The sequence below is a fragment of the Streptomyces sp. NPDC050636 genome, assembly GCF_040654775.1.
GTDB lineage: Bacteria > Actinomycetota > Actinomycetes > Streptomycetales > Streptomycetaceae > Streptomyces.
On the sequence record NZ_JBFAIP010000264.1, the window covers coordinates 1 to 1332 of the forward strand.

The window sequence follows — 1332 nt, forward strand, 5'->3', positions numbered from 1 at the left end:
CCGTGAGACCGCCCCTGCACGTTCGGAGTCCCGCTACACTCCCGCCACCCGGCGAAATCCCAGGTCAGACAGCGAAATCCTGCTGGAGTACTAGGCCTGGGCACTGAAGCCTTCGATGCGGTGTTCTTGAGCGTGGGCGCCGCACCGAAGGCTTCAGCATCCGCTACTTCTTTGGCGGCACGTTGCCGGGCGCACCGAGCTGCGCGACCCGTCAGCTGGCTGCCGAACGGTCAGCACAGGCTTGGCGACTCTGTCCTTCCGGAGGGAGCGGTTCAGCTGCCCCAGGCTCGCCGACTCCTCTGGTCTCTGTTCCACAGCCATCGCTCGTTCTCCCTGCCAGACTGAAGCCTTCGGCGCGTTCCGACACCGGCTGCGGGGGCACCGTTGCCGCTCGCTGATTCTTTATGCCGTCTCACCATGCGAATCGCCGGGGCGCCCGTCGTGCTGTGCGAATTGGACGGGCCGCTCCCGATACGCCAGCGTCAACGCTGGTCGAAGCCATAGGGACTCCAGCCATGGAGGTAGGGCCTCAGTTCCTCCGGGGTGGGATCTGGGTGTTCGGGCATCCCTGGCAGCCCCGTCAGCGGGTCCAGCTTGTCTGCGTAGCTCCTGGCCCAATCAACCCATGCCCGTGCAGCCTTCGCACCCTCGCCGACCTCGCCGGGCACACTCTCGGCCCGCATGATGCGGTTTTCCAAGGCGTCACAGTAGGCCCGCATGCTGGTCGCCTCGGACCGCAGCCTCGCCTGCTCACGCAGGCATGCCGCACGGTGATCCTCCATGAGGCGGCGGCGGGCTTCTGCCATGGCGGCTTCCCATCGCCCCCGACGCTCCGTCTGTCTGCGCTTCTCATCGGCCTCGCGCTCCTTCTCGATTCCGATTCGCTGAGTGATCTCATGCAAGAGCTCAGGGAGTTTGTCCTCCAGTTTCCAGCGTTCCCGGTCTCCCCATCGGTAGCGCCGCCCTCGGTGCCCCCAGTCGTACGCAAGCTCCAACTCAAGCTCGTGCGTGGGGCCGGCTTTGGTGGCAGTGACACGCTGCCAGGGGTACTTGACTGTGCCCAGGTCAGGAACCTCCTCATCCGCTTCGGACATGAGCAACGGGTACCGGCGTTCGCCTGCGCACATCGTCAGGACTGCCTTCGCGGGGGCGGTGTCATCCGGCGCAATTACCTTCAGTCCCGTGATTTCCGCTGCGACAGCCAGCGCATGCAGCATCCGGCGCGCCCGCGGACGACACTGCGCGCAGACAGGCAGAGAGATCGCGCGGACCGCGCGATGAACTTTCTTGTCTTCGAGGAGTTCCGGGACAGGTACCGGTTCCAGAGCGCTT

General features: G+C 65.5%; 1 pseudogene. It reads right to left on the bottom strand.

The annotated features are described in order from the left end of the window. Nucleotides 1–482: 482 nt before the first annotated feature. Nucleotides 483–1332 (bottom strand): annotated as a pseudogene (locus tag AB0I10_RS41155) (hypothetical protein); the annotation flags it as partial.